The sequence below is a fragment of the Paraburkholderia bengalensis genome (assembly GCF_037126505.1).
Lineage (GTDB): Bacteria > Pseudomonadota > Gammaproteobacteria > Burkholderiales > Burkholderiaceae > Paraburkholderia > Paraburkholderia bengalensis.
This window is the reverse complement of the sequence record NZ_JACFYJ010000005.1, coordinates 91,498-117,311: the sequence shown is the minus strand read 5'-3', so window position 1 is coordinate 117,311 and position 25,814 is coordinate 91,498. Positions and strand designations below refer to the sequence as shown.

Here is a 25,814-nt window from a genome sequence, read left to right as displayed (position 1 = left end):
ACATGAAACCGTGGAACAGACGACACGCAGCGGTCGTGTTCGTGTGGCTGTCTCTGCTGCTGTCCACGGCCACGTCCGCGTTCGCGCAGGGTGGTCCGCCAAGCCCACCCGCGTTCAAGCCTGAAGAGATCGAGGCGCTGGTCGCGCCCATCGCGCTCTATCCCGACCCGGTGCTGTCGCAGGTACTGATGGCGTCGACGTATCCGCTGGAAATCGTGCACGCGGCGCGCTGGGTCAAGGCGAACCCCGGCGTGAAGGGCGACGCCGCCGTCCAGGCCGTGCAGGACCAGACGTGGGACGCGAGCGTCAAGTCGCTGGTCGCGTTCCCGCAGATACTCGAGCCGATGAGCGACAAGCTCGACTGGACGCAGAAACTCGGAGACGCCTTTCTCGCGCAGCAGAAGGACGTCTTCGCCGCCGTGCAGCGGCTGCGTGCGCGCGCGAAGGAGTCGGGCAACCTGGAGTCTAACGAGCAGCAGAAGGTGATCGTCGAGCAGGCGCCGGCGGGCGCGCAGACCACGGTGGTGCGCATCGAGCCGGCCAACCCGGAGGTCATCTATGTGCCCGCGTACAACCCGACGGTCGTGTACGGCGCATGGAGCTATCCCGCCTATCCGCCGACGTATTGGCCGCCGTACCCCGCGTACTATCCCGGCGCGGCGCTCGCGACAGGCTTCGCGTGGGGCATCGGCCTCGCCGCGGCGGGCGCCATCTTCAGCGACTGCAACTGGAATGGCGGCGACGTGAACATCAACTACGACAAGGTCAAGAACGTCGACCGTAATTTCGATCGCACCAAGGTGCAAGGGCAAGGCGGCCGTTGGCAGCATGACGCGGGCCATCGCCAGGGCGTCGCGTATCGCGACAACGCGACGCGCGACAAGTTTGCGGGCCAGGTAGCGGGTGCCGATGGGCGCAGCCAGTATCGCGGCCGTAACACGGACGCCGGCACACGCGCCGGGGTGACGGACCGCGCCAACGCGGGTAATCGCGCAAGCACGGCCGACAGAGGCGGCGCAGGGAATGTCGGCGCTGGCGCGGACAGATCGGCGGGCGGCGATCGCGCGACGGCAGTGGACCGTTCCGGCGCTGCGGCAGATCGCGGCGGCGTCGCGAATCGCAATGCCTCGGGCGGCATGGATCGCGTCAGCAGCGGCAACCGCGCCGGTTCCAGTGGCGCCGGGCGGGACAGCGCGTTCTCCGGCGTAGGAGGCGGCGGCGCCGCCACGCAGCGCAATTACGACCGGGGCAGGTCGAGCATGCAGGGTTCGGGCTTCAGCCGACCCTCGGGCGGAGGCGGCGGCATGCGCGGCGGCGGCGGCGGGTTCGGCGGCAGGCGATAAGGAGCGAGAGCCATGAATGCCCTTTCACGCAGTGTGCCGGCTCGCGTCGCGTCGCGGTCGATGCGTCTCGCGGCCGCCGCCGTGCTTGCCGCCGCGATGACGACGGCCGCTCACGCGCAGCAGAATTTCAGTTCGCCGCAGGCAGCCATGGACGCCTTCGGCGATGCCGTGGTGAAGGATCGGGAAGACGCATTGCGCACGATCTTCGGCAGCGACTTTCGCGAGCTCATTCCTCCCGTCGGCGCGCGGGTGCGCGAGACGTTTGTCGCGCAATGGGCGAAGTCGCATACGATCGCGCCCGACGGCCCGACCGACACGCGCGCAGATCGCCGTCGGCGATGACGGCTGGACGTTCCCGATTCCCCTCGTCAAGACCGACAAGGGATGGCACTTCGATACGCGCGCAGGCGTGGACGTGATGCGCACGCGGCGCATCGGCCGCAACGAACTCGCCGTGATCCAGACGATGCTCGCCATTTACGATGCGCAACGCGAATATGCGCAGACCAATCACGACGGCGAAGGCGTGCTGGCGTATGCATCGAAGATGGTGAGTTCGTCCGGCAAGCGCGACGGCTTGTACTGGCCGACGGGGCCGGACGATGCGCCGAGTCCGCTTGGCGCCGCGTTCGTCGACGCGAGCGCGCGCAATACGCAGAACGCCGGCTATTACGGCTATCACTACAAGCTGCTGGAATCGCAGGGGCCGCATGCGCCCGGCGGCGCGTATGACTATGTCGTGCGGGGCAAGCTGTTCGGCGGATTTGCCGTCATTGCGTGGCCGGTGAAGTACGGCGAGACGGGCATCAAGAGTTTCATGGTGAGTCACGCAGGGCAGGTCTACGAGCGGGACCTCGGGCCGCAGGGCGCGGCGAAGGCGGAAGCCATGAAGTCGTTCGATCCGGGGCCGGGCTGGAGCAAGGTGAAGCACGACGATAGCGACTAGCCCTCGCTCGCAGGTGCGGGCCGCGCAGGTTGTCGACGCGTGCGGATGCCGGGTTCGCGCGGCGGACGACAGTCGATACGCAGCTCGACTACTTCGGTCTGTCCATCGGACGGACGTCGCTCATAGCCGGGACAGAACGCGTTCTACATCCAGGTGGACAGCGCATGGCGATAGTTCCATTCGCTTGCGATGGCAGGGTTGCTGCGCGGACGAACACGCGAAGAATCGCGTGTTCGATGGCGCTTATCGGCGGGTTGGCTGCGCTCGCGCCTGCTGGCGCGACCGTCCGCGAGCACTTGCCGCAGACTCTCACGCTGGTGCCGCAAGCACCTTCCCAGCCCGCGGAGCAACCTTCACCGATCGATCATGTCCTTCGACAGAACGGTCTCGAGCCGGGCTCGAAAAAAGCGCAGATCGTGGCTGCGTGGCTTGAGAAAGTGCACACCGACCCGGCAATCAAACGAGCCGTGCCCGGTGGACCGGATGCGCTGCACCGCATACTCAGCGACGCCAACACGCGCGATTCACTGATGACGAATGGCCTGGCGCGCCTGAGTCCGGCCGACCGCCTGCGCTACCTGAAGGTCTACACGCGCATCCTGGACGAACAGGTGCCCGTGAACTGCTTCGGCGTCTCCGACATGGGCGAGGTCATGGACCGGATCACACTGGGCGCGATGGCGCAGGGGGAGATCGAAGAGTACCTGGGCCTCTTGTACAAGGTCATCGTGAAAAGCGCGTCGTCCTCGGCGCTGCCGACGCCAACGCAGCGCCAGTACGAGAAGGCGCAGGGGATCTTGACGCGTGCGCTCGTGAACGAACTGGCAGGCGACAGCAACAATATCGAGCGATACCGGTATCTGGCGCTTCATCCCGAGTCGGCGACACCCGCCGATATGTGCTGGGTGACGAGAGTGACATTGCATGCGGTGTTGTCGATGCCCGATCCGTATCGCGACTTCATCGTGCTCCCGGCGATGACGAAGGACAGCGAGATCATCCCGTCCCGCGGCAAAAAGACCGATTCCGATTTCAGGCGCCCGCCGCCCACGCAAACCCCGTAAGGAAACGCGAGCGACCCGACGCGTCTCTCGAGGGACGATCGACGCTCCACAATTCGCAACTAACTGTCTGGCAGACCCACGCGCCCAACTGGCTGACGCGCACCCAAACCGTCTTCACCCGCGACGGGAGTACCGCGGCTCTGCCGCGCGCCCAAGGCCCGCGCGGGCCTTGGGCACCGTCGACGGCGCGCGGCGCGCGACAGTGCTAGGCTTTGCGCTGATCGCGCGTCGTGCGGCCCGACGAATCTGGTCGCGCTCGCGGGCGGCTGGCGCAGCACGGCGATGCGTCGCGAGCACGCCCGCCTTGGCTTGCACGACGCTTTCGCCGGGCGCCCACCGCGTGCCACGCAGGCCGACGCGCTCATCAACACAGACGACCGAGGCGAGGTAACGTGCATGAACACACCAGCAAGCAACGACGTTGTCTTTCTGTTCGATGTCGATAACACGCTGCTCGACAACGATCACGTGCTGACTGACCTGCGCGCGCACATGATGCGGCAGTTCGGCGAGGAGAACAGCGCGCGCTACTGGCAGCTTTTCGAGGAACTGCGCAGCGAACTCGGCTATGCGGACTATCTGGGTGCGTTGCAGCGCTACCGTAACGTGCATCACGACGACACGCAGTTGCTGCTGATGTCGTGCTACCTGATTGACTATCCGTTTGCGAACCGCGTGTTCCCCGGCGCGCTCGATGCGCTTCGCTACGCGAGCCAGTTCGGCAAGACGGCGATCCTGTCGGACGGCGATGTCGTGTTCCAGCCGCGCAAGGTGTCGCGCTCGGGCCTGTGGGATGAAGTCGAAGGGCGTGTGCTGATTTACATCCACAAAGAGCTGATGCTCGACGACGTGATCGCGCACTATCCCGCACGCCATTACGTGATGATCGACGACAAGCTGCGCATCCTGACGGCGATGAAAGAGAAGTGGGGTGACCGGCTCACGACGATCTTTCCGCGCCAGGGACACTACGCGCTCGATGTCGCGGAGATCGCGAAGTATCCCGACCCCGACATCACGATCGAACGAATCGGCGAGCTGACGTCGATCGATTTCGATGCGCTGAAGGTGAAAGGGCGCCGTTAGACGTCGCTAGACGCCGCTATTCGCTCATCCACTGGCCGCGCAGATCGCTGCCCTGGAGCAATTCGAGCAGCGTGCCCGCGGGATGACTGAGCCGCCTTGCGGCCAGCGCGATGAATTCCACATCGGGAAGCCCCGGCAGGCTCGCGCTGTTGACAGGCGGCGCGAGCCCACGCGCGGACACATACTGCGATTTCGCTGTGAGCCCGAGCCCGCCGCGCGCCGCGGCGATGCAGCCCGCGTGGCTGCTGCTCGTGCACACCACTTCCCAGCCGAAGCCTTTTTCCGCGAGTGCATTGAGCACGACGGCGCGCGTGACGCTCGGCTCCGCGACCAGCACCAGAGGCAGCGGCTGTTCGAGATCGACCATGGTGCCCGGCCGCGCGCTCCATTCGAGGCGCGAACGCAGCAACGGCGTGCCGCGCCGCTCGCCGAGACGCCGCTTGCCGACGAGCAGGTCGAGCGCGCCGTCATCGAGCAGTCCGTACAGGCGGCTCGTCATGCCGATCGTCAGTTCCAGTTCGACATCGGGATGCGCGTGGCGAAACGCGGCCAGCACGTTCGGCAGCGCGCCAAGCGCGATATCGTCCGAGGTGCCTAGCCGGACGCGTCCTTTCAGCCGTGGTTTGCGAAATTGCGATTCGGCGCGGTTCATGGCTTGCAGGATCACGTTCGCGTGCACGAGCAGCGCCTCGCCGTCGGCCGTCATCGCCAGCGAGTGAGTGTCGCGTACGAAGAGCCGTCTGCCGACGCTTTCCTCGAGGCGGCGAATGTGTTCGCTGACGCTCGACTGGTTCAGCCCGAGCCGCTTGCCGGCTTCCGTGAAGCTGCGGCAAGTGGTGACGGTGGCGAACGTCCTGAGCCAAAGGGGATTGAGCATGCGGCATTGTCATCGGCATCGACGATGACAGTCAATGCCTCCAGGCGACTTCCCGATTGCCGTTGGAATCGATACCATGGACGCTTGCCTCTGGACGAAGCGGCGCGTGGCGCCTGGCTGGTAGCTCGCGGCTCGTGTGTCCACGTTTGACGGCGCACACCGACGGCGAAACGCATCTCCGAGGCGCAGTCGCGAGGCCGGATTCAGCGGCTTCGTCGCGCCTTCGCAAACTTCATCATGACCCGGGATTCCTCACACACCGCGCTGCTCTGGATCGTCGCCGCCGCATTTTTCATGCAGGCGCTCGACACGACGATCGTCAACACGGCTTTGCCGTCGATGGCGAGCAGCCTGCACGCATCACCGCTGGCCATGCAGCCCGTCGTCGTGGCGTACACGCTGACGATGGCGCTTCTCACGCCCGCTTCCGGCTGGTTTGCCGACCGCTTCGGCACGCGCCGTGTGTATTTCGCGGCAATTCTCGTGTTCGTGCTCGGCTCGCTGTGCTGCGCGGCCGCGCATACGCTCGACCAGTTGGTGATCGCGCGCGTGCTGCAAGGCGTGGGCGGATCGATGCTGCTGCCGATCGGGCGGCTTGCCGTGCTGCGCAGGGTGCCGGGCGAGCAATACGTGTCGGCGCTCGCGTTCGTGTCGATTGCGGGACAAGTGGGTCCCATCGTCGGGCCGACGCTCGGCGGCTGGCTCACGCAGGCCATTTCGTGGCACTGGATCTTTCTCGTCAACGTGCCCGTCGGCGCGATCGGGCTTCTGGCCGTGCAGCGTTTCCTGCCGCACGACAACGCCGCGCATCCGCCGCCATTCGATTTCATCGGCTGCGCTCTCCTGTCGTTGGCCATGATCCTGCTCTCGCTCGCCATCGATCCGCCGATGAGCACGCACCGCGTCGAATGGTCGTCGGGCCTTGCGGTGGCGGGTCTGGCTGCCGCGCTCGCCTACATTCCGCATGCGCGCTCGCACACGCGCCCATTGTTCCGGCTCGCGCTCTTCAGTGAGCCGAACTTCAGTGTCGGCCTGGTCGGCAATCTGCTGTGCCGGATCGGATCGAGCGCGGTCCCGTTCATGCTGCCGCTGCTGATGCAGGTGCAACTCGGCTATTCGCCGCTGCGCTCGGGGCTGATGATGCTCCCGGCGGCCATCGCGGGCACCGTGTCGAAGCAATGGATTGCGCCGCTGATCAAACGCTACGGCTACGGGGCGTTTCTGCTCGTCAATACGATGATCGTCGGCTCGACGATCGTCGGCTTCGCGCTCGTGTCGCGCGAGTCCGCGCCGCTGCTTGAAATCACGTTGCTCGTCATCTTCGGCGCGGCCAATTCGATGCAGTTCGCCGCGATGAACAGCGTGACGCTCAAAGGCCTGTCGCATGCCGACGCGGGCAGCGGCAACAGCCTCTTCTCGATGGTGCAGATGCTGGCGATCGGGCTGGGCGTGTCGATCGGCGGCGGGCTCGTGAATCTGTTTTCGGTGCGGCTCGGTTCGGCATCGACGGGATTCATGCTGAGCTTCGCTTGCGTCGGCGTGATCACGTTGCTGTCGGCGCTCGTGTTCCGGCGGCTCGACATGTCGACGGCGCGGCCTGCTGTCGCGGCACGCACGGCGCGATAAAGAGGCACTGGCGCGTCTGATGTTACGTCCGTGCGCAACGCCGTAGGCTGTAGCGCTGCGAAAGCAAAAGCCATAGCGACAATTTCGCGCCCCACTACGCTGGAAAATTTCCCGCCTGGCACGATGAAAAAGCTCGGGCTCGACTACGGCGCGCTGTCGAGAAAATAGCGGTGTTGTTGCCGCTGACGCTCGGCGGCCGCAGACCCAGCGCGCGTCAGGCGCTGGCGAAGGTTGACGAGCATACGCAGGAAATCCTCTCGCGGCTCGCGCGCCGCGCGGCGGGCTGAGTCGTCGGCTGAGTCGTCCGTCGGCGCGTTGCGCGTGGTCACTCGCGCGAGCCGGTCTCGCCGCCTGACGACCAAACAATAAACGCCGGCTGGGTCTGAAGCGACCCTGCCGGCGTTCGCGTTCGCCTTTCGGCCGTCGACGAAAAACGCTATGCGTTGCCCGCCTTCAGTGCCAGGCGGAACTTGTGCAGCAGCGGTTCCGTATAACCGCTCGGCTGCGCGGTGCCTTCGAACACGAGCGCGCAAGCCGCCTTGAACGCGATCGACCGGTCGAAGTCCGGCGCCATCGGCCTGTAGTTCGGATCGCTCGCATTCTGCTGGTCGACGACCTTCGCCATGCGTTCCAGCGTCTGCCGCACGAATTCGGGCTTGACGACGCCGTGACGCAGCCAGTTCGCGATGTGCTGGCTGGAAATGCGCAGCGTCGCGCGGTCTTCCATCAGGCCGACGTTGTTGATGTCCGGCACCTTCGAGCAGCCGACGCCCTGATCGATCCAGCGCACCACGTAGCCGAGAATGCCCTGCGCGTTGTTCTCGACTTCATGGCGGATTTCGTCGTCGCTCCATTGCGCGCGCTCGACGACGGGAATCGTCAGCAGGCCGTCGAGCAGTTCGTCGCGCACGCCGGCGAGGTCGGTGCGCTCCAGTTCCTTCTGCACCGCCTGCACGTCGACCTGATGATAGTGCAGCGCATGCAGCGTCGCGGCCGTCGGCGAGGGCACCCACGCCGTGTTCGCGCCCGCTTTCGGATGGCCGATCTTCTGTTCGAGCATGGCCTTCATCAGATCGGGCATGGCCCACATGCCCTTGCCGATCTGCGCGCGGCCGCGCAGGCCCGCCGCGAGACCGACCAGCACGTTGCTGCGCTCGTACGCGGCAATCCACTTGCTCGACTTCATGTCGCCCTTGCGCATCATCGGGCCGGCTTCCATCGAGCTGTGCATCTCGTCGCCCGTCCGGTCGAGGAAGCCCGTGTTGATGAACGCGACGCGCGCCGCCGCTTCGCCGATGCACGCGGCGAGGTTCACGCTCGTGCGGCGTTCCTCGTCCATGATGCCCATTTTGATCGTGTTGCGCGCGAGGCCCAGCAGATCCTCGACACGCGAGAACAGCTCGCTCGCGAACGCAACTTCGGCGGGACCGTGCATCTTCGGCTTGACGATGTAGATCGAGCCCGTGCGCGAATTCAGCTTGTGCTTGCGGTCGTGCAGCGCGCACAGCGTCGTGACGACGCCGTCGAGAATGCCTTCGGGAATCTCATTGCCGTTGCGATCGAGCACGGCCGGGTTCGTCATCAGATGGCCGACGTTGCGGATGAACAGCAGCGAGCGCCCATGCAGCGTGACGGGCTGCCCGTTGGCGCCGTGATACTCGCGATCTGGGTTCAGGCGGCGCGTGAAGGTCTTGCCGCCCTTCGTGACTTCTTCCGTCAGGTTGCCGACCATCAGGCCGAGCCAGTTGCGATAAAGCTGGACCTTGTCGTCGGCATCGACGGCCGCAACCGAGTCCTCGCAGTCGATGATCGTGCTCACGGCCGCTTCCATCAGCACGTCCTTGACGTTCGCGGGATCGGTCTTGCCGATGGAATCGTTCGCGTCGATCTGGATCTCGAAGTGCAGGCCGTTGTGCCTCAGCAGGACGGCGGAAGGCGCGCTTGCGTCGCCCTGATAGCCGACGAACTGCGCCGGCTCCTGCAGGCCCGTCGTGCCGCTCTTGAGCGCGACCACGAGCTTGCCGTTCTCGACGCGATAGCCGGTCGCATCCTTGTGCGAGGCGCTGGCGAGCGGCGCGGCGTCGTCGAGAAACTTGCGCGCGAACGCAATCACGCGGGCGCCGCGCACCGGGTTGAACTTCGCGGTGCGCTCGGCGCCGTCGGTTTCGTCGATTGCATCGGTGCCGTACAGCGCGTCGTACAGGCTGCCCCAGCGCGCATTCGCCGCGTTCAGCGCGTAACGCTGGTTCGACAGCGGCACGACGAGCTGCGGGCCCGCCTGTTCGGCGATTTCGCGGTCGACGTTATCCGTCGTGGCCTTCACGCTCGCGGGCGCGGGCACGATGTAGCCGATGCTTTCCAGAAAGCTGCGGTAGGCGCGCAGATCGCGCACGGGGCCGGGGTTCGCGCGATGCCAGGTATCCAGTTCGACCTGCAGGCGGTCGCGTTCGGCGAGCAGCGCGCGATTTTTCGGCGCGAGGTCGTGGACGAGGGCGTCGAATCCCGCCCAGAACGCGGCGCTGTCGACACCCGTTCCAGGCAGGGCTTCCTGTTCGATGAACTGTTCGAGATTTGCGGCGACCTGCAATCCGCCGCGTTGGGTCAATTGAGTCATGGGCTGTTCCAAGAAGGGCGTAATCGAATAACGTTGGTCGAATCGTTCAGGGCGCGCTCAGACACTCGTCGTGCCGGCGACGGCCGCGGCACCGGCCTTTGCCACCTGCGCATCCTGATTGGCCTTCACGCCGGACACGCCGACGGCGCCGACCACCTGACCGTTTACCACAACGGGCACGCCGCCTTCCAGCGTGCCCGATAGCGGCGCGCTGAGAAACGCGGTGCGCCCGCCGTTGATCATGTCTTCGTACTGCTTCGACTCGCGCCGGCCCAGCGCCGCCGTGCGGGCCTTGTCCGTGGCGATATAGGCGCTGACAGGCGCGCAGTTGTCGAGGCGCAACAACGACAGCAGATGGCCGCCGTCGTCCACGACCGCGATCGCGACGGCCCACTGGTTGCGTTCGGCTTCGGCGCGAGCCGCTTCGATGATTGTCGTCGACTCGGCGACCGTCAGTACGGATTTTGTCTGCATGGTGCGGTTTCCTGAAACGATTGAGGTGATTCCGGCGACGGACCGTCCGCGCAGGCCGCCGCGATTTGCAAGGCGGCGACCACGCGCACGCACTGCCGACGTGCATGCGAGGCCCAGTCTTATATATGACTTGGCACCCATTGTTCCGCGTTCCGGCCGGCTTGTCGACCCCGATCGAACATGCGTCACCTCCGTTTTTCGCGCCCCAATAAACGCCGGCCCGCGATCCCGGCTGCGCGCCAGGGAAAACCCGCGCTGCGCCGCGATCCGCTTGACCGTCCGGCATATCGCGCGAATAATGCTAATATGTTAGTGAATTGCGGATCCGACCGGGCCTATGTTCGCACTTGACGATCATCTGATTCATCTCGAAGCCGAACCGCTCGCGCGCGATGTCGATGCGCGGAGCGCGAACGCGGTGCTCGCGGCCGGCGTGGCGTGCAGGGCGCCCGTGAACGGCTCGGTGTATGGAACGCTGCTGAACGATCGCGCCGCGCTCCAAGCACTCGGCGAGTCCGTCCACGCCGCGCCGTACAAGGCGCCGCCCAGGGCGCCCGTGCTGTATGCGAAGCCGCGCAATACGCTCGCGGGGCACGGCGCGCGTGTCGTGGTGCCCGACGACGCGCAAGGTGTGCAGGCGGGCGGCTCGCTTGGCATCGTGATCGGGCGAACGGCGTGCCGCGTGCCCGTCGGTGACGCGCTGGCGTGCGTCGCCGGATACACGATCGTCGCGGACCTGTGCGTGCCGCACGAAAGCGTGTATCGGCCGTCCGTGAAATACCGGGCGCGCGACGGCTTTTGCGTGATCGGACCCACGATCGTCGCGAGCCGTCATGTGCCCGATCCCGATACCTTGAACATCGTGATCCGTCGGGAAGGGCGCGAGGCGTTTGCGGCGAGCACGGCGACGTCGATCCGCCGCGTCGCGCAACTGGATCGCCGATGTCACCGACTTCATGACGCTCGCGCCCGGCGACGTGCTGACGCTCGGCGTCCCGCACGGCGCGCCCGTCGCGCATGCGGGCGACGCAGTCAGCATCGCCATCGCCGATTGGCCGCCGCTGCACTTTTCGATGACGGCGAAAGGAGGCGAACGATGATGCGCGGCCGGGTTGCCTACGCAGGCGCGATTCACGAAGCGTATCCGCACGAACGCGGCGTGCGGCTGGCGGATGGCCGCGTGCGCCGCGAGGATGAACTCGTGTGGCTTGCGCCCATCGAGCCGGGCACGATCATCGCGCTCGGTCTGAACTATGCGGAGCACGCGAAAGAGCTGCAATTCTCGAAGCAGGAGGAGCCACTCGTTTTTCTGAAAGGGGCGGGCAGTGTGATCGGTCATCGCGGCGTCACGCGGCGTCCTTCGGATGCGACTTTCATGCACTACGAGTGCGAACTGGCCGTCGTGATCGGACGATCGGCGAAAGGCGTGACGCGCGAGCACGCGATGCAGCACGTGGGCGGCTACATGATCGCCAACGACTACGCGATCCGCGATTACCTCGAAAACTACTATCGGCCGAACCTGCGGGTAAAGAACCGCGACGGCGGCACGGTGCTGGGCCCGTGGTTCGTCGATGCCGGCGACGTGACCGATGTCGCGCAACTCGAATTGCGCACGTACGTGAACGGCGCGCTGCAGCAGCGAGGCAACACGCGCGACCTGGTGACGGACATCCCCGCGTTGATCGAATACCTGAGCAGCTTCATGACGCTTGCGCCCGGCGACATCATCCTGACGGGGACGCCCGAAGGCGTGATCAATGTGAACGCGGGCGATGAAGTCGTGTGCGAGATCGACGGTCTGGGCCGACTCGTCAACGTGATTGCTTCCGACGCCGACTTTCATCGCGACCGACCGCGCGACTGATCCTTCAGGACTTGCAATGCGAATCGACCATCTGATCAACGGCAAACCGAAAGCCGCGCGCGACTACTTCGAAACGCTGAATCCGGCGACGCAGGAAGTGCTCGCGGAAGTGGCGAGCGGCACGGCAGACGATATCGATGCCGCTGTGCGCGCCGCGAAAGACGCGTTTCCCGCATGGGCCGCGACGCCCGCGAGCGAGCGCGCGAAGCTCGTGCGCAAGCTCGGCGAGCTGATCGCGAAGCACGTGCCCGAACTCTCCGATACGGAAACGCGCGACACAGGGCAGACCATTTCGCAGACGCGCAAACAACTGGTGCCGCGCGCCGCCGACAACTTCACGTACTTCGCCGAAATGTGCACGCGCGTCGATGGCCACACGTATCCGACGCAGTCGCATCTGAACTACACGCTGTTTCATCCTGTCGGCGTGTGCGCGTTGATTTCGCCGTGGAATGTGCCGTTCATGACGGCGACGTGGAAAGTGGCACCGTGCCTCGCGTTCGGCAACACGGCCGTGCTGAAGATGAGCGAACTGTCGCCGCTCACGGCTTCGATGCTCGGTCAGCTCGCGCTGGAGGCGGGCATTCCCGCGGGCGTGCTGAACGTCGTGCACGGTTACGGCAAGGACGTGGGCGAGCCGCTCGTCGCGCATCCCGATGTCCACGCCATTTCGTTTACGGGTTCGACGGCGACGGGCAACCGGATCGTGCAGACAGCGGGCTTGAAGAAGTTCTCGATGGAACTGGGCGGCAAGTCGCCCTTCGTGATCTTCGACGACGCCGACTTCGAGCGCGCACTCGACGCCGCTGTCTTCATGATCTTCTCGAACAACGGCGAGCGCTGCACGGCGGGCTCGCGCATTCTGGTGCAGAAGTCGATATACGCGCGCTTCGCGCAGCGTTTCGTCGAGCGCGCGCAGCGTCTGAGTGTCGGCGATCCCCTCGACGAGAAAACGGTCATCGGACCGATGATCAGTCAGGGGCACCTCGCGAAAGTGCGCAGCTATATTGAACTCGGTCCGAAGGAAGGCGCGACGCTCGCATGCGGCGGACTCGACACGCCGTCGCTGCCGCACGCGCTGAAGCACGGTAATTTCGTCACGCCGACCGTATTCGTCGACGTCGACAATCGCATGCGTATTGCTCAAGAGGAAATCTTCGGCCCCGTTGCGTGCCTGATTCCGTTCGACGACGAAGCGCACGCGATTCGCCTTTCCAACGATATTTCGTACGGTCTGTCGAGCTATGTCTGGACGGAGAACACGGGCCGCGCGCATCGCGTGGCAGCCGCCATCGAGGCGGGCATGTGCTTCGTGAACAGCCAGAACGTACGCGATCTGCGTCAGCCGTTCGGCGGGACCAAAGCGTCGGGTGTCGGTCGCGAAGGCGGCACGTGGAGTTATGAAGCGTTTCTGGAGCCGAAGAACGTGTGCGTCTCGCTCGGTTCGCATCACATTCCGCGCTGGGGCGCATGAGCGCCGCTCGCAACGAGCACACAGGAGAACGCGATGGGCAAGCTCGCATTGGCCGCGAAAATCACCCATGTGCCTTCGATGTATCTGTCGGAGCTCGATGGGCCGCACAAGGGTTGCCGGCAGGCCGCCATCGACGGGCATCGTGAAATCGGCCGGCGCTGCCGCGAACTGGGCGTCGACACGATCGTCGTGTTCGACGTGCACTGGCTCGTCAACAGCGAATATCACATCAATTGCGCGCCGACCTTCGCGGGCATCTACACGAGCAACGAGTTGCCGCATTTCATCAACAACATGGCCTATTCGTATGCGGGCAATGTCGAACTCGGCAAACGCATTGCCGAAGTCGCGAACGAAATGGGTGTAAAGAGCCGCGCGCATAGCGATACGTCGCTCGAACTCGAATACGGCACGCTGGTGCCGATGCGCTATATGAACGCGGACCAGCGCTTCAAGACCGTGTCGATCGCGGGTTGGTGCATGTGGCACGACCTGCCAACCAGCGCGCGTTTCGGGCTTGCGGTGCGCAAGGCAATCGAGGAACGGTACGACGGTACAGTTGCGATTCTCGCGAGCGGCTCGCTGAGCCATCACTTCGCGAACAACGGCACGGCCGAGCAGTTCATGCACAAGGTGTGGGACCCGTTTCTCGAACAGACGGACCGGCATGTCGTGTCGCTGTGGGAGAACGGCGACTGGAAAACTTTCTGCGCGATGCTGCCGCTTTACAACGAAAAGTGCTGGGGCGAGGGCGGCATGCACGACACGGCGATGCTGCTGGGCGCGCTCGGCTGGGATCGTTACGAAGGCAAGGCAGAAGTGGTGACGCCTTATTTCGGCAGTTCGGGCACGGGGCAGATCAACGCGGTTTTCCCCGTCACGCCGCTGCCCGCCTGATCGAAGGAGCATAGACGTGCCGCATCTCACACTCGAATACAGCGCCAATCTGGCGAACGACGAAAGCATCGCCACGCTGTGCCGCCTGCTGGCTCAATGTCTGGATGCGCAACGCGAGAACGGCGAGCGTGTGTATCCGACTGGGGGCATACGCGTGCGTGCTTTGCGCTGCGAACAGTTTTGCATGGCCGACGGCAGGGCCGACGCCGCGTTCCTGCATGCGAATCTCAAGATCGGCGCAGGCCGGTCGGAGCGCGCAAAGAAATCGACGGGCGATGCGCTGTTCGACGTCATTAAACAGCACTTCGCGGAAATCTTCGAAAAACAAGGGCTGGCGCTCTCGCTGGAAATCAACGAATTCAGTGAAGCGGGCACGTGGAAGCACAACAATCTGCACGCGCGCGTGAAGACCTGACGGCGCGCCTCGGAGAGAACCATCATGCTGGACGAACCAACCATTCGCGAGCTGGCCGCGAAGCTGGATCATGCCGAGCGAACCCGCACGCAATTGCGCCATTTTTCCGCTGCGTATCCCGACATGACCATCGAAGACGGTTATGCGATCCAGCGCGAGTGGGTGAAGATGAAGCTGGCCGACGGGCGTGTGATCAAGGGGCGCAAGATAGGTCTGACGTCGCGCGCGATGCAGCGTTCGTCGCAGATCGACGAGCCCGACTACGCGCCGCTTCTGGACAGCATGTTCATCGAGAGCGGTCAGGACATTCGCGCGGACCGCTTTATCGCGCCGCGTATCGAAGTGGAACTCGCGTTCATTCTGGCGAAGCCGCTCAAGGGGCCCGGCGTGACGCTGTTCGACGTGCTCGATGCGACGGCCTACGTGTCGCCCGCCGTCGAGATCATCGATGCGCGCATCGAGCAGTTCGATCGCGAAACCAGGGCGCCGCGCAAGGTATTCGACACCATTTCCGATTTTGCCGCCAATGCAGGGGTGGTGCTGGGCGGCCGTCCCGTGCGTCCGATGGAGGTCGATCTGCGCTGGGTCGGCGCGTTGCTCTACAAAAACGGTTCGATCGAAGAGAGCGGTCTCGCGGCCGCCGTGCTCAATCACCCGGCGACGGGCGTCGCGTGGCTCGCGAACAAGATCGCGCCTTACGACGAAAGCCTGAATGCCGGCGACGTCATCCTCAGCGGCTCGTTTACGAGTCCGCTTCGCGCGAGCGCAGGCGACACGTTTTACGTCGATTACGGTCCGCTCGGTAGTTTCGCGCTCAATTTCGTCTAGGCGCTTTTTTGAAAACTGCCTGATTGTCGGCGCATCGCGGCACAATGAGCGCTTCGTGCCTCGCGTTGCGTAGCCGGATGCACGCATAGCGTGGACGCTTTCGATGCGGAGCCGGCGCCATGACGTCATCCATCAAGCTCGTGCTGTTCGACATGGAAGGGGTGCTGTCGCACTACGATCGCGCAGCGCGCACGCAGCGCATGGCGCAACTCACGGGGAAGTCGCCCGATGCCGTGCGCCACGCAATCTGGGATTCGGGACTCGAAGCGCGTGCCGACTCGGGGCAGATCGGCGACGACGCCTACCTGCGCGAACTTGGCGACATGCTCGGCTGCACGGTCAGCCGCGATGATTGGCTGACTGCGCGGCACGCGTCGATTACGCCGAACCTGGACACGCTGGCTGTCGCAAGACGTGTGGCCGCCCGCCGCGCGATCGCCGTTCTGACCAATAACTGCCATCTCGTCACGGACTACATCGCGTATCTGAATCCGCCCGTTGCGCAGCTTTTTGGTGCGCGCGTGTTCGCTTCCGCCGCGTTCGGCGCGGCCAAGCCCGCGGCAAGAGCATATCTGGGGTGCGTCGCGCGGCTGGGTGTCGACGCGAGCGACACGCTATTCATCGACGATTCTGAAGCGAATGTCGCGGGCGCTATGGCTGCGGGACTTCGCGCGTATCGGTTCGTGAGCGCCGAGGCCTTGTCGGAAGAACTGGCGCGATTCGATCTGCTTTGACGCGAGCGTGTCATGCCCCCGCGTTGCGTCGCACGAAGCGCTGTTCGACGACCGTCTTTCCCCAATGTGTGCCTTCCGCCTCTTCGACGAGCCGGAAGCCGAACGCTTCATAAAGATGACGCGCGGCGTCGAGGCCTTTGAAAGTCCATAGATACGTTTCGTCGAAACGCGCATCCACGAAAGCCATCGCACGCGTCATCAGTTGCCGGCCGAGGCCCGAGCCGCGCAGCGTGTCGTCGACGATGAACCAGCGCAAATGCGCAACCCGCGTGGCCGGGTTGCCGTCGATCGCGAGCGATGCGAGTGTCCGGCTGTTATCGACGACGAGCCAAAGCTGCTTGTCAGGATCGGGCAGCGACGCCGCAAACTCTGCAAGCCCCGTCGCCACGATCTTCTCGAAGTACGCGCCGAAGCCCGAGTGCTGCGAGTAATAGCGCGCATGAAGGCTGGCGACATCGCCGATGCAGCCCGGCTGATAACCCTCGACGATGGGCGCGGTCACCACCGGCGGCTGCAATTCCTTCGCGTCGTTGTCCTGCGCGAGCGCGCTCGCATACAGCGACAGCGCGCGCACCAGCGCTTGCTGATCCGAAGGCGCGAGCTTGCGCAGCGCGCTCGACACCTGTTCCGTCGCGAACTTGTCGATTTTCTTGCGAAGCTGCTGGCCCGCCCTGGTCAGATAAAGCTCGGAGGAACGTGCATCGTCGCTCGAAACCGTGCGCTCCACGAGCCCCGCTGTTTCCAGTTTCGCGATCTGCCTGCTCGCGTTGGACTTGTCGAGCCGCAGCAAATGCGTGAGATCGCGTGCCTGCATGCCCGGCGTCGCGCCGATTTCCAGAATGGCGTGCACGGCGGACGGCGCAAGGTCACTGTCGGCGAGCGTGGCGCGCATGAAACCGAGTTCGCGCACGAGCTTGCGCGAGAATTCGCGCAATTGAAGAATGGTGCTGTCGCGCGACTGAGCGGGTCTGTCGACGATATCCATGGCTGTTCCTGAACAGTGCATAAGTTGCGGTATGCAACCATATGCAACGCACTATAGTTGCGATCCGCAACTTATGCAAGCGGCCGCGAAGCGCGCGAGCCGACGGCGACCGGCTTAGCGTCCCGTCTCGGGCACAGCGTCTTGCGCGACGGTCACGACGGCGGGCAGCGAGTCATGCGTGACGTGCGAGAGCTTCATCATGCGTGGCTGCAGCAGCAGCGCGACGAGGCCGCTCCAGCCCGTCTGATGCGATGCGCCGACGCCGCGTCCGTTGTCGCCGTGAAAGTACTCATGGAACAGGATCAGATCCTGTGAGCGCGGATCGGCTTGCAATAACGGATACGCAGTCATCACGGGCCGCACGCCTTGCTCGTTCTTCAGAAAGAGCGTGGTGACACGTCGCGCGAGATCGTCGGCGACCTCGCTGAGCGAGCTTGCATCGCCCGAGCCCGCGGGATGTTCGATGCGGAATCCGTCGCCGTAGTAGCGATGGAACTCGTACAGCGATTCGATCAGCAGATAGTTGACGGGCATCCAGATGGGGCCGCGCCAGTTCGAATTGCCGCCGAACACGCGCGAGTTCGACTCGGCAGGCTGATACTGGACGCACACGTTCACGCCGTCGTGGCTGAACTCATACGGTGCGTCGAGGTGCACGCGCGACAGTGCCCGCACGCCGTGCGCGGAGAGGAACTCGTTTTCGTCGAGCGCGCGCCTGAGCAGCGATTTCATCCGGTGGCCTCGCAACAGCGACAGCAATGTCGTGTTGCCTTTGCCGGGCTCCGTCCATCGTGACACAAGCTTTGCAAGATTCGGCCGGTGATCGAGAAACCACGCGAGACGCTCACGCAGCCCCGGCAAATGGCCATAGATGCCTTCGTCGAGCACGTGCACGGCGAAGAGCGGAATCAGGCCGACGATCGAGCGAATGCGCATCGGCACACGCGTTCCGTCGGGCAGATGCAGCACGTCATAGAAAAATTCGTCTTTTGTATCCCACAAGCCCGTGTTGCACGTCTCACCGCAACTGACGGCTTCCGCGATATACAGGAAGTGCTCGAAGAACTTCACGGCGATCTCGACATACGCGGCGTTTTCCATCGCGAGTTCGAGGCCGATCTGCATCAGGTCGAGCGCATACGAGGCCATCCACGCGGTGCCGTCCGCCTGATCGATGCGCCCGCCCGTGGGCAACGGAGAAGAGCGGTCGAAGATGCCGATGTTGTCGAGCCCCAGAAACCCGCCCTGGAAGATGTTGCGATCGTCGGCGTCCTTGCGGTTGACCCACCACGAGAAGTTGAGCAGCAGCTTATGGAACATCACTTCGAGAAACTCGTGATCGCCGACGCCCGTCACTTCGCGGTCGAGTTCATACACGCGCCACGTCGCCCATGCATGCACAGGCGGATTCGCGTCGCCGAACGCCCATTCGTAGGCGGGCAGCTGGCCGTTGGGGTGCATGTAGCGCTCTTTCACGAGCAGTTGCAGCTGCTTCTTCGCGAAGTCGGGATCGATCAAGGCGAACGCCACGGCATGAAACGCGAGATCCCATGACGCGTACCACGGGTACTCCCATTTGTCCGGCATCGACACGATGTCGCCATTGCACATGTGCCGCCAGTCGGCGTTGCGGCCATGTCTGCGCTCGCGCGGCGGCGCCGGTTGGCCGGGATCGCCGTCGTGCCAGCGCGTCACGTCGAACTGGTAATACTGTTTGGTCCACAGCATGCCGGCGAGCGCCTGCCGCTGCACGAGACGCGCATCGGCGTCGGCGATGTCGTGCTGAAGCGCTGCGTAGAACTCGTCGGCCTCCGCTTCGCGGCGCGCGAAAAGCGCCGGCAGATCGAGCGGCGCGGCATCGTCGGGCGACTCGGGACGCCAGCGCAAATACATCACGGCGCGTTCGTGCGGCGCGATCTGCATCGACACATGCGCGGCGGCGCGCGTGCCGGCATCGCGGCGGATGGCCTTTTCGTCGCCGTCGACGAGGTAATCGTTGAAGCCGTCCTTGAATGGTCCTTCGCCGTCGATGCCGAAAATGCGGCGCACGTTGGTCTCGTTCTCGCAGAACAACCATTCGACGGGCTGTTGCGCATGCGCCGTCACGATCGTCGTGCCGAGCGAGGGATTGCGGGCGATCACGCGCGCGCCGTCGGCACGCGTGTCGAGCGTCAGCGAAGGCTTGCCGGGCTTGCCCGACCACGACCAACGGTTGCGCGCCCAGAACTGCGGCAGCAGATGCAGCGCGGCTGTGCGGTCGGAGCGGTTCTCGACACTCACGCGCATCGCGATGTCATCGGGCGTGTGCTTCGCATATTCGATCCACACGTCGAAGTAGCGGTTGTCGTCGAACACGCCCGTGTCGAGCACTTCATATTCGGGCTGATCCGCGCCGCGCCGCGCGTTTTCCTCGATCAGGTCCCGATAAGGGTAGGCGTCGTGCGGATACTTGTAGAGCATCTTCATGTACGAATGCGTCGGCGTGCCGTCGACGTAGAAGTAAAGCTCCTTCACGTCCTCGCCGTGATTGCCTTGCGCATTCGTCAGCCCGAACAGCCGTTCCTTGATGATGGCATCGCGCCCGTTCCACAGCGCGAGCGACACGCACCAGTCGAGGGGGTCGTTGCCGAATCCGCCGATGCCGTCCTCGCCCCAGCGATACATGCGGCTGCGCGCATGATCGTGCGGAAAGTACTCCCACGCCGTGCCGTATTCGCTGTAGTCCTCGCGGACGGTACCCCACTGGCGGTCGCTCAGGTACGGTCCCCAGCGGCGCCATCGGGCGATGTCGGGACCGTGAAGACGCGCACCTTCCTTCGACTGAAGCAGATTGATAGCGCCTGGCAGCTGCATGGTGCCTCCCGAATCGAACGTCCGGCACGTTCATGGATGAACGTCCGTGCTTTTTCCATCACGTCTCGCGCCGCGCCGCTCTGATCGCGCAGCAGCCGACACCTCACGGAACCTATCATTTTCATTCCGTCGCGCGATGTGTGCATACTTGGGGACATCACATCGCTGGAAGCTTCGACATGGTTGCGAACCTCGCACGCGCGTGGCTGAGCTTCAGTGCGCCGGTGGCCGCCGCGCAGGCGGCCGGCCGACCGCTCGTAGCGCTGGAATCGACGATCATCGCGCACGGCATGCCTTACCCGCACAACGTGCGCACCGCGCGCGAAGTGGAGGCGCTGATTCGCGGCATGGGCGCCGAGCCCGCGACGATCGCCGTGCTTGGCGGGCGAATCCGCATCGGGCTGTCGGACGACGAGCTCGAACTGATCGGCCGTTCCGATGCGGTGCACAAGGTCAGCCGCCGCGATTTGCCTGCCGTGCTCGCGAGCGGTGCGCCTGGCGCGACGACCGTCGCGGGCACGATGATCTGCGCGGCGCTCGCGGGCATCGAAGTGTTCGTGACGGGCGGCATCGGCGGCGTGCATCGGGGCGCGTCCGAAACCTTCGACATTTCCGCCGACTTGCAGGAGCTGGCGAAGACGTCTGTCGCCGTGGTTTGCGCGGGCGCGAAATCGATCCTCGACATCGGCCTGACGCTCGAATACCTGGAGACGCATGGCGTGCCCGTGCTGAGTTGCGAGCAGGACAATTTCGCCGCGTTTTACACACGCGACAGCGGCTTTCGCGCGGATTTCAGACTCGACGACCCAGCCGCGCAGGCGCGCTTCATCCGCGCCAAATGGGACCTGGGGCTCGCGGGCGGCGTGGTGTTGAGCACGCCCGTGCCGCAGGCGGTGGAGATGCCGTCCGCGGAGATCGACGCGTTGACCCGCCAGGCACTCGCCGAGTGTGCCGCGCAAGGCATCACAGGGAAGGCTGTGACGCCTTTCCTGCTGGCGCGGATCAAGGCCCTGACGGGCGGACGCAGTCTCGCGACCAATATCGCGCTGGTGAAGCACAACGCCGAAGTTGGCGCACGGCTCGCGCTGGCGCTCGCCGACACGCAGCGCGATCGGGCGGACTAGCGTGTGGTCGGCGGTGGCGCTGTTACGCGGCCGTCACCTGTATCTGATAGAGACCCCACGGGCTCAACACGAAGCGGTCCTTCAGCGGCTTGGTCGCGAGTTCGGCAATGTGGTCCGCGTCGTAGATGGCCCACAACGGGCCCAGCCCGCCCAATGCCATCGGCTTGCCGTCCAGATGTGTCGCGACGATGAAGCGCCACGCGCGCACGTTCTCGAGCGTGGTCTGCACGACGTAGCCGTCGACGGCGCGCATGCCGATTCGGGTGTCGCCCGCCGTGGGCGCGCCGGCCTGCTCCAGCACGCTCGTCAGCAACGGACCACTCAGCGTGTGCGGCTTCGCGTCGTATTCGATCGTGGGCTTGATCGTCACGGCGGGCATGGCAGTGAGCGTCGGATAATCGAACGTGTAAGCGCCCGAGAATTTCACCAGCTGCCTGTTCATCATCTGGTCGAACGCCGGGTCGAGCGCGCCGCGGTTCGTGCGGCTGATCGCCCCCGAGAGCGTCAATATCGCAGGCGCTGGTGCGCACGCAGCGTGGTCGCGTTTCGCGCCTGTTGCGCTCGTCGCAGTGAATGCAGACGTCGTGGTAACGCCCAGCATAGCGGCGCTGGTCAGGAACTCGCGTTTTTTCATCTTCGATGGCTCCGCTGATGGCGTCCTGTGATCATCGTCGGATGATAGGGCATCGCGATGAACGTGCGTGTGACTGCGGACTCGGGCGGTTTCAGTGAATGCTTCACGAGCACACAGCCATTCGCCGACGTTGGATGGTCCGTGCGCCAATCAGAAAATCTGAACGCTTCGATCCGAATTACGCGTTTTTCTTACGACGCGGATTCCGGCATAGTAGCCGCAACACACCCCCGCGAGACTGCGACTGCCATGAACATGCGCACCGACCCTTCGTTGCTGGTCGATCCTCAACTGAACTTCGCGACTGCGGCATCGGGAATCTGCATTCCCTATGTCGAGCGGGGCGCGGGCGAGCCCGTTGTGTTCGTGCACGGCTCGCTGTGCGACTACCGCTATTGGGACGCGCAGATCGAACCACTGTCCGCGCATTTCCGCTGTATCGCACCGAGCCTCAGTCACTATTGGCCCGCCGCCGAAGCCTGTATTCAGAACGAGTTCGGCTGGCATGCGCATGTGGGCGAACTGGCGGAATTCATTGCGGCGCTGGATCTCGCGCCTGTTCATCTCGTCGGGCATTCGCGCGGCGGATGTGTTGCGTTTCAACTCGCGCGCGACTATCCGCGTCTCGTCAAGACGCTGACGTTGGCCGACCCCGGGGGTCCGCTGCAACTGGATAACACGCGCGAAGCGTCGTTGCCGCCGTCGATGAACGCGTTGCGCGCCAAGGTAGCGGACATGATCGAAGCGGGCGTCGTGGAGGCCGGTCTCGAACTGTTCGTCGATTCCGTCAGCGCGCCCGGTGCGTGGAAAAAAAGCACGGCGGCTTTTCGCAGAATGGCCGTCGACAATGCGAGCACGCTGCCCAAGCAGTTCAGCGATCCGCTGCCCGCCTATTCGCGCGACGCAGCGGCGCAGGTCGCATGCCGCACGCTGCTGATCGATGGGCAGAAAAGCCCGCGCATGTTCCGCAACAACGTCGACAGCCTCGAACAGTGGATCTATCTCGCGCAGCGCGAAACCATAACGGGGGCATCGCACGGCATGAACGTGGCGAACCCGGCGGCGTTCAACCGCATGCTGCGCTCCTTCCTCGATCACTGAGGCCCGTCGCGCGTCTCGTCAGACGAGACGCAACACCATCTGGACTTCGCGTTCGGCATCGTCGGCGAAATCGTCGTCGCACGGATCTTCTTCGACCGCTTCGAAACCCGCCGACCGGTACAGCGCGATTGCGCTGGCATTCGCGGCGCCCGTGTTGAGCGCAATATGCGTGAGGCCCATCGCGCGCGCGTGCTCGGTCGCGGCGACGATCAGTCGCCGCGCGATGCCGTTCCTGCGATGCGTCTGCACGACGAACAAGCCCCACAGAAAGCCTTTCTGCTGGACGGGGCGTAACGGATAACGCCTCAGCCCCGCCACGGCGACGAGCGTGCCCGCAGCAAACGCGCCGAACACGACCTGATTGGCCGTTGCGGCGATGCGCGCCACGATTTCATCGATCGATCGTTTTTCTTCTTCTTCTCGCGTCGACAGGAACGACTCCGGCGCTTCGTCGATAGCGAGCAGACGCAGCGACGCATACGCCGTGGCATCGCTTGCGCTCAAGGGACGGATGGTCGGGTGGTCGGTTGCCATCGCGTGAGTTTAAGGCACGAGCGCAAAGGCGTTGCCTGCTGCGTTTTCCTAAGGCACCCGACGCTCAGGCGAATCTCAACCCGGTTTCCTGCATCGCGTCGCGCAAGCCCAGCTTTGGATAGTGCTTGTCGATAGCTAGCAGATCGCTGTGCATTTCTTCGAGCAACCAGTCGCGCAGCCTATCGACAAGCGGGCGCAATGGCTTGTTCGCGGGCCGCACCAGACAGCATCGGCGGTCGGTCACGATCACATCGTCGTGCGCGGGCCGCAGCGCACCTCGCGCGAGCCAATGCGATACCACGTCGAGCCAGCCGGCCGCGATGCCCTCGCCGAGCAGCGCAGCCTGCACGACGGCCGCGCAATCGCCGGGACTCGACGTGTTCGCGGTGCAACGCCCCTGTTGAACCAGCGTATTGAAGCGCGTCTGCCAGCCATCGTGGTCCTGGTCCGCGACGAGCAGCGTATCCCCATGCGCATCGCCCGCGTCCGCTTCTGCAGCCTCCAGATAGCGCTCGCTGCACACGGGCACCCACGTTTCCGGCATCAGCAGCAAAGCGTGTTCGTCGATCTCGCTGTCGTGCAGAAAACGCATGCCGAGATCCACATCGTTGACGGGGCCGCCGTCGCGCGACGCAAGAAGCTGGAAGCGCAGGTCGACATGAGGGAAGGCGCGGTTCAGCCGGCTCATGCGCGGCATCAGCCAGTGCGTCGCAAAGCCCGTGGACACGGACAGCGTGACCGGCTCGACGCCAGTCGCGCGCGCTTCGATTTCGCTGATGGCGTTTTCGATGCCGTTGAAGCCTTCCGAGATCGCGCGATAGAGGATCTTGCCGCTCCCCGTCAGTTCGATGCCGCCGCGCATGCGTTCGAACAGACGCACGCCGAGATGGTCCTCCATCCGCGCGAGCATGCGGCTCACGGCGGGTTGGCTGACGACGAGTTCCTGCGCCGCGCGCGTGAAGTTGCCGCAGCGCGCGGCCGCTTCGAACACGAAGAGCGCATTGGCACTCGGCAATTTCTTGCGGAGATTGGGCATGACCTGATGTTATGTCTGATCCAGCCGCGCAAACATTGCGGCAAGCCCGTAGTGCCGCCGCGTTCGTGTATCCGCATGCTTCATGCAAGACGCTGCGCGATGGCCGCGCCGACCTCCTCCGTGCTCGCCTTGCCGCCAAGATCGCCCGTATGCGGGCCTTGCTTGAGCACGGCTTCGATGGCGGCGAGGATTGCGTCGTGGGCTTGGCGCTCCTGGCCCTGGCCGTTGCCGAGAAAGTCGAGCATCATCGCCGCGGACCAGATCATCGCGATCGGATTGGCGATGCCTTTGCCGGCGATGTCGGGCGCGGAGCCGTGTACGGGTTCGAACAGGGACGGGAACACGCGATCCGGATTCATGTTGGCGGAAGGCGCGATGCCGATCGTGCCCGTGCAGGCGGGGCCGAGATCGGACAGGATGTCGCCGAACAGGTTGGTCGCGACCACGACGTCGAAGCGGTCCGGATTCAGCACGAAGCGCGCGCACAGAATGTCGATGTGCTGCTTGTCCCACGTCACGTCGGGATATTGCGCGGCCACTTCGGCTGCGCGCGCATCCCACCAGGGCATGCTGATCGAGATGCCGTTGCTCTTCGTCGCCACGGTGATCTTCTTCGCGCGACGCTGCGCGAGATCGAACGCGAACTTGAGCACGCGCTCCGAGCCTTTGCGCGTAAAGATCGACTGCTGCACGACGAATTCGCGCTCGGTGCCTTCGAACATCGTGCCGCCCACCGACGAATATTCGCCCTCGGTATTCTCGCGCACGATCATGAAATCGATATCACCCGCCTTGCGACCCGCCAGCGGAGACGGCACGCCGTCGAACAGACGAGCGGGGCGCAGATTGATGTACTGCTCGAACTCGCGGCGGAACTTCAGCAGCGAGCCCCACAGCGAGATGTGATCGGGCACGGTGGCAGGCCAGCCGACCGCGCCGAACAGAATGGCGTCCATGCCTTCGAGCTGTGTCTTCCAGTCGTCCGGCATCATCTGGCCGTGCTGCGCATGGTAGTCGCAACTCGCCCATTCGATATGCCGGTAATCGAGGCCGATTCCGTAGCGCTTGCTGACGATATCGAGCGCGCGCAGCGCTTCGGGCATGACTTCCTTGCCGATGCCGTCGCCGGGAATCACTGCGATGCGATAAGTGCGGGTCATATGCGAGTCCTTGTCGGAAGATGGTTGAAATGCAGCTGCGTTGGGTTCGGCCTGTTGGCGCCGTTATTCGCGACTATGCACGAAGTGTGAATGAAGCGCTCAATTCGAAACCGTACCGATCATGTGTAAATAGCGGTGCGAC

The 25,814-nt window shown here is 64.4% G+C and carries 21 protein-coding genes and 2 pseudogenes; 14 read left to right on the top strand and 9 right to left on the bottom strand.

The window, feature by feature from the left end:
• Window positions 1-2: 2 nt before the first annotated feature.
• The 4 genes and pseudogenes from H3V53_RS05185 (at window position 3) to H3V53_RS05170 (ending at window position 4,439) form a co-directional block, all read left to right on the top strand.
• Entirely contained in the window at window positions 3-1,343 is a 1,341-nt protein-coding gene (locus tag H3V53_RS05185) for a DUF3300 domain-containing protein (protein ID WP_336597026.1), read from the top strand.
• A gap of 12 nt (window positions 1,344-1,355) precedes the next feature.
• Window positions 1,356-2,289, top strand: a pseudogene (locus H3V53_RS05180) (DUF2950 domain-containing protein).
• A gap of 254 nt (window positions 2,290-2,543) precedes the next feature.
• Window positions 2,544-3,353, top strand: a complete 810-nt coding sequence (locus H3V53_RS05175; protein ID WP_336597025.1) for a hypothetical protein — start codon at window positions 2,544-2,546, stop codon at window positions 3,351-3,353.
• A 396-nt stretch (window positions 3,354-3,749) separates the two neighbouring features.
• A complete protein-coding gene (locus H3V53_RS05170) occupies window positions 3,750-4,439 on the top strand; it encodes an HAD family hydrolase (RefSeq protein ID WP_336597024.1) in 690 nt (229 codons plus the stop codon).
• Between the two features lie 16 nt (window positions 4,440-4,455).
• Here H3V53_RS05170 and H3V53_RS05165 read toward each other — a convergent pair whose 3' ends face one another.
• Entirely contained in the window at window positions 4,456-5,316 is an 861-nt protein-coding gene (locus tag H3V53_RS05165; RefSeq protein ID WP_336597023.1) for a LysR family transcriptional regulator, read from the bottom strand.
• 174 nt (window positions 5,317-5,490) lie between these two features.
• Here H3V53_RS05165 and mdtD point away from each other — a divergent pair, with 174 nt between their 5' ends.
• The gene (gene mdtD / locus H3V53_RS05160; RefSeq protein WP_336597079.1) at window positions 5,491-6,942 is read left to right on the top strand and encodes a multidrug transporter subunit MdtD; all 1,452 of its coding nucleotides are present in this window, start codon (window positions 5,491-5,493) and stop codon (window positions 6,940-6,942) included.
• A 436-nt stretch (window positions 6,943-7,378) separates the two neighbouring features.
• Here the strand turns inward: mdtD and H3V53_RS05155 are convergent, their stop codons facing one another.
• Together H3V53_RS05155 and H3V53_RS05150 are read right to left on the bottom strand one after the other, a co-directional pair.
• The gene (locus H3V53_RS05155; RefSeq protein WP_336597022.1) at window positions 7,379-9,556 is read right to left on the bottom strand and encodes a malate synthase G; all 2,178 of its coding nucleotides are present in this window, start codon (window positions 9,554-9,556) and stop codon (window positions 7,379-7,381) included.
• Window positions 9,557-9,613: 57 nt separating this feature from the next.
• A complete protein-coding gene (locus H3V53_RS05150) occupies window positions 9,614-10,030 on the bottom strand; it encodes a heme-binding protein (RefSeq protein ID WP_336597021.1) in 417 nt (138 codons plus the stop codon).
• Window positions 10,031-10,367: 337 nt separating this feature from the next.
• Here H3V53_RS05150 and H3V53_RS05145 point away from each other — a divergent pair.
• From H3V53_RS05145 to H3V53_RS05115, 7 genes and pseudogenes are all read left to right on the top strand, one after another.
• Window positions 10,368-11,130 (top strand): annotated as a pseudogene (locus H3V53_RS05145) (fumarylacetoacetate hydrolase family protein).
• Window positions 11,127-11,897 (top strand): fumarylacetoacetate hydrolase family protein, encoded by a 771-nt coding sequence (locus H3V53_RS05140; RefSeq protein WP_336597020.1) that lies wholly within the window; start codon window positions 11,127-11,129, stop codon window positions 11,895-11,897. Before H3V53_RS05145 ends, H3V53_RS05140 begins: the two are co-directional and overlap by 4 nt.
• Window positions 11,898-11,913: 16 nt before the next feature.
• On the top strand, window positions 11,914-13,371 hold the full coding sequence (hpaE, locus tag H3V53_RS05135) for a 5-carboxymethyl-2-hydroxymuconate semialdehyde dehydrogenase (protein ID WP_336597019.1): 1,458 nt from the start codon (window positions 11,914-11,916) through the stop codon (window positions 13,369-13,371).
• A 33-nt stretch (window positions 13,372-13,404) separates the two neighbouring features.
• Window positions 13,405-14,268, top strand: a complete 864-nt coding sequence (hpaD, locus tag H3V53_RS05130) for a 3,4-dihydroxyphenylacetate 2,3-dioxygenase (protein ID WP_336597018.1) — start codon at window positions 13,405-13,407, stop codon at window positions 14,266-14,268.
• A 16-nt stretch (window positions 14,269-14,284) separates the two neighbouring features.
• Window positions 14,285-14,683: a 5-carboxymethyl-2-hydroxymuconate Delta-isomerase gene (locus H3V53_RS05125; protein WP_336597017.1), complete on the top strand. Its 399-nt coding sequence runs from the start codon at window positions 14,285-14,287 to the stop codon at window positions 14,681-14,683.
• 24 nt (window positions 14,684-14,707) lie between these two features.
• Entirely contained in the window at window positions 14,708-15,511 is an 804-nt protein-coding gene (gene hpaH, locus H3V53_RS05120; RefSeq protein ID WP_336597016.1) for a 2-oxo-hept-4-ene-1,7-dioate hydratase, read from the top strand.
• Window positions 15,512-15,630: 119 nt separating this feature from the next.
• Window positions 15,631-16,245 (top strand): HAD-IA family hydrolase, encoded by a 615-nt coding sequence (locus H3V53_RS05115; RefSeq protein ID WP_336597015.1) that lies wholly within the window; start codon window positions 15,631-15,633, stop codon window positions 16,243-16,245.
• A gap of 10 nt (window positions 16,246-16,255) precedes the next feature.
• On the opposite strand, the gene H3V53_RS05110 is transcribed toward H3V53_RS05115, so the two are convergent.
• Together H3V53_RS05110 and H3V53_RS05105 are read right to left on the bottom strand one after the other, a co-directional pair.
• The gene (locus tag H3V53_RS05110) at window positions 16,256-17,230 is read right to left on the bottom strand and encodes a bifunctional helix-turn-helix transcriptional regulator/GNAT family N-acetyltransferase (protein WP_336597014.1); all 975 of its coding nucleotides are present in this window, start codon (window positions 17,228-17,230) and stop codon (window positions 16,256-16,258) included.
• A 114-nt stretch (window positions 17,231-17,344) separates the two neighbouring features.
• Window positions 17,345-20,083, bottom strand: a complete 2,739-nt coding sequence (locus tag H3V53_RS05105; RefSeq protein WP_336597013.1) for an MGH1-like glycoside hydrolase domain-containing protein — start codon at window positions 20,081-20,083, stop codon at window positions 17,345-17,347.
• 179 nt (window positions 20,084-20,262) lie between these two features.
• Between H3V53_RS05105 and H3V53_RS05100 the strand changes: the two genes are divergently transcribed.
• Window positions 20,263-21,207 carry a pseudouridine-5'-phosphate glycosidase gene (locus H3V53_RS05100; RefSeq protein ID WP_336597012.1) on the top strand — a complete coding sequence of 315 codons (945 nt, stop codon included), beginning with the start codon at window positions 20,263-20,265 and terminating at the stop codon, window positions 21,205-21,207.
• Window positions 21,208-21,229: 22 nt separating this feature from the next.
• Here the strand turns inward: H3V53_RS05100 and H3V53_RS05095 are convergent, their stop codons facing one another.
• The gene (locus H3V53_RS05095; protein ID WP_054923012.1) at window positions 21,230-21,841 is read right to left on the bottom strand and encodes a hypothetical protein; all 612 of its coding nucleotides are present in this window, start codon (window positions 21,839-21,841) and stop codon (window positions 21,230-21,232) included.
• A 249-nt stretch (window positions 21,842-22,090) separates the two neighbouring features.
• Here H3V53_RS05095 and H3V53_RS05090 point away from each other — a divergent pair, with 249 nt between their 5' ends.
• The gene (locus tag H3V53_RS05090; protein WP_336597011.1) at window positions 22,091-22,942 is read left to right on the top strand and encodes an alpha/beta fold hydrolase; all 852 of its coding nucleotides are present in this window, start codon (window positions 22,091-22,093) and stop codon (window positions 22,940-22,942) included.
• Window positions 22,943-22,960: 18 nt separating this feature from the next.
• On the opposite strand, the gene H3V53_RS05085 is transcribed toward H3V53_RS05090, so the two are convergent.
• The 3 genes from H3V53_RS05085 to H3V53_RS05075 all read right to left on the bottom strand — a co-directional run bounded on the left by H3V53_RS05085 (window position 22,961) and on the right by H3V53_RS05075 (window position 25,672).
• Complete coding sequence (locus H3V53_RS05085; RefSeq protein ID WP_336597010.1) at window positions 22,961-23,476, bottom strand: GNAT family N-acetyltransferase; 516 nt, start codon at window positions 23,474-23,476, stop codon at window positions 22,961-22,963.
• Between the two features lie 64 nt (window positions 23,477-23,540).
• Entirely contained in the window at window positions 23,541-24,512 is a 972-nt protein-coding gene (locus H3V53_RS05080; RefSeq protein WP_336597009.1) for a LysR substrate-binding domain-containing protein, read from the bottom strand.
• Between the two features lie 80 nt (window positions 24,513-24,592).
• Window positions 24,593-25,672 carry a tartrate dehydrogenase gene (locus H3V53_RS05075; protein WP_336597008.1) on the bottom strand — a complete coding sequence of 360 codons (1,080 nt, stop codon included), beginning with the start codon at window positions 25,670-25,672 and terminating at the stop codon, window positions 24,593-24,595.
• Window positions 25,673-25,814: the final 142 nt, after the last annotated feature.